We start from the raw sequence: 2,617 nt of genomic DNA, 5'->3' as shown, positions 1-2,617 counted from the left end.
ATTGATTACTACCGTCATGGCGGCATCCTTCAAATGGTATTACGTAACAAATTGCAAGAAAAATAACATGCTTTTACCAGGGGCGGCAAATCCTTTTTAGGGTCTGCCGCCTTTATTTTGTCCAAAAAACGAACGTTAACTAAGAGAATTCGCTGTTTCATGATGAGCTCTTTATTTGGATGTATGTAGCTGGTATGATGAAGGGTGTACAAGTTGTTCTAGCTGCCGGATATAAACAATAATAGTATATATAGGGGTAAGCGAATAAGGGTGTATGGATTGCATGCTAGGGGGGATACAGATGTGGAAGAAAATAATCGCCTCAGCGGTTCTTCTCGTTCTAATTGGAATTGCTATTTTTCAAGCAATGGACAGACAAGGGCCGACATCAGCCAGTAACGAACAATTGGGCGGATTAAAAATAGGGGTCAAAGCTCCAGATTTTGAATTGAAGTCTTTAACAGGGGAAAGTGTTAAGCTTTCTGATTATGAAGGAAAGAAAGTAGTTTTAAACTTTTGGGCTACGTGGTGTCCGCCGTGTCGGGAAGAAATGCCGGACATGGAGAAGTTTTCACAGGTTATCGAAGATGATGTGGTGATTCTAGCTGTAAATATTGATCCAGAAAATGATGTTCAAGCATTTGTAAAAGAATATGGAGTTACATTTACCATTTTGCTCGATAGTCAGAGTTCAAAAAATCCAGTAAATGACCAGTATCAAGTCCTTAGTATTCCAACCACTTACTTTATTGATTCTGAAGGGATTATTCAGGATGTATACCGAACGGCTATGAGTGAAAGCTATATGAAAGATACCACCAATAAAATGAAGTAACGGACAATAGTCTGTTGCTTTTTTTGTTGAAAAATAGTTCGTCTATTATTTACTGTATAAGTCATTATCTAAATTTTTAATAATTTTAGGCTAGGACTAGCAATAATTGGAGATAATAAGAGGAAATCAAGTAGAGGTGGTTCATAATGAAAAAAAGAAAACGGACATTTGAAGAGCTTGTAATGGAAAATCGTGTAGAGTTAATGAAGAACTCAAAACAATTGGAACTTATCGAAGACCGTTTAGAAAAAAGACATTTACAAAAAGCAGAATAAAAATATGGCAGGCATTACTTTCTTTCCGTAGTAAACACTATGGAAAGGAGGCGATAACATGAGTAATCCGAAAAAACATCCCCAAGCATTTGTACCCTCTCATCTTGGAACTCAGCCGAGAACAGGGCATGGAAATAAGGGAAAGAAAATGGCAGATAAATCGGGTGAGCATGCTCAGGTAATTCAAACAAAGGGCGAGTAATTCAAAAGCGGTAAAGGGGATTAGTATTCCTTTGCCGCTTTTTCTTGGTATAAAAACGGCTTGGGGCGTCAACAGGGGTGATTTACAGCTATTTATGATAAGATGGAAAGGAATTTTCGGGAATGGATGAGTGAAAATGACCTCTAATCAAAAGAACAAACTAACTGATTTAGAACAACATACATATATGGATGAAACGGATCCAGCTTCCATTGTTCAGGCATTAAAAAATATACACGAAACGAATAAGGAAGCCGATATAGAACGATCCAGGCTTTATAGTCTGCTGGCAAAAATACAAAAAGCGGGGAAAGGAGAAGGGACACTATATGCTGCCTGGGTCCAGGAAGCACTGAGACTTAATCCCGCTAATCAGCTTGCTAATCAATTATTAGCAGACTCTGAATGGAGGAAATATCTAGGGATATTTGATGATTATGTTTTTCCTCAAATGAGAGAAACCGATAATCGAACAGCTAAGAAGAATATCGCCGAGCAGTATATCAAAAGCTGTGAGCACTATTTGGAAAATACGGAGAAAACGAAGGATAGACTTCTTAAAGGTTTATGGGCTGCCCAAGCAATAGAAGATCCAAAACTGCTGGAAAGATACCAAAAAGCAGAAGTCTTATTGACTGATATAAAGGAAATTCTTAGCTTGTTGCTTCAGGCGTCTATTGACTATGAAGAGTCCATTACAGGTGTTTTTCATACGGCGACACATTATGCTGTCATAAAACAGGCTCTTGAAAAACTCCAAAGAAGGAAAGACGAATGGAATGCCTTATTCGAACAAACAGTAGAGACGCTTCCTACAGAAGGTCCGCTTGAAGAACTTGAAGCAATGGTAGGTTTGTCCGGGGTCAAAAATAGAGTTCGTGATTTTTATCGTTTTCTACAGTACCAAAATCGACGCACTGAAATGGGATTACGAATTAAATCCGAACAAAGCTTAAATATGGTTCTAACTGGAAATCCAGGTACAGGGAAGACAACCATTGCCAGGCTGCTTGCGAAAATTTACTATGAGCTGGGTGTCCTTCCTCGTGAAGAAGTGTTAGAAGTCGAACGCTCTCAGTTAGTAGGGGCTTATGTTGGCCAAACGGAGGAAAAAGTTCAAGCCATCGTCGAAAAATCAGTAGGAGGTGTCTTATTTATAGATGAGGCTTATAGTTTAAAGCGAGAGGGAAAATCGGGCGATGATTATGGACAAACCGTAATCGATACGTTGGTTTCCTTAATGACTAATCAGAAATACAGCGGGAAATTCGCGGTAATCTTGGCAGGTTATCCAGATGAAATGAG

The 2,617-nt window shown here is 38.9% G+C and carries 4 protein-coding genes; all 4 read left to right on the top strand.

The window, feature by feature from the left end; genetic code table 11:
• The first annotated feature begins 301 nt into the window (after positions 1-301).
• Positions 302-835, top strand: a complete 534-nt coding sequence (locus AC52RT_RS06650) for a peroxiredoxin family protein (RefSeq protein ID WP_495540017.1) — start codon at positions 302-304, stop codon at positions 833-835.
• Positions 836-981: 146 nt separating this feature from the next.
• Positions 982-1,110: an FbpB family small basic protein gene (locus AC52RT_RS06645; protein ID WP_495540016.1), complete on the top strand. Its 129-nt coding sequence runs from the start codon at positions 982-984 to the stop codon at positions 1,108-1,110.
• 58 nt (positions 1,111-1,168) lie between these two features.
• Positions 1,169-1,312, top strand: coding sequence for an acid-soluble spore protein N (locus AC52RT_RS06640; RefSeq protein ID WP_040373499.1), 144 nt, complete (start codon positions 1,169-1,171; stop codon positions 1,310-1,312).
• Between the two features lie 136 nt (positions 1,313-1,448).
• Positions 1,449-2,617: AAA family ATPase (locus tag AC52RT_RS06635; protein ID WP_495540015.1), on the top strand; the 1,169-nt coding region annotated here is incomplete at its 3' end.

It is taken from the genome of Peribacillus sp. (assembly GCF_059453735.1).
The sequence above is the reverse complement of the archived record's forward strand: the minus strand, read 5'-3'. Positions and strand labels throughout refer to the sequence as shown.

Bases quoted from the DNA above. Each gene is read 5' to 3' on its own strand.
- AC52RT_RS06645 (WP_495540016.1), top strand. From the start codon at position 982: ATGAAAAAAAGAAAACGGACATTTGAAGAGCTTGTAATGGAAAATCGT.
- AC52RT_RS06650 (WP_495540017.1), top strand. From the start codon at position 302: ATGTGGAAGAAAATAATCGCCTCAGCGGTTCTTCTCGTTCTAATTGGA.
- AC52RT_RS06640 (WP_040373499.1), top strand. From the start codon at position 1,169: ATGAGTAATCCGAAAAAACATCCCCAAGCATTTGTACCCTCTCATCTT.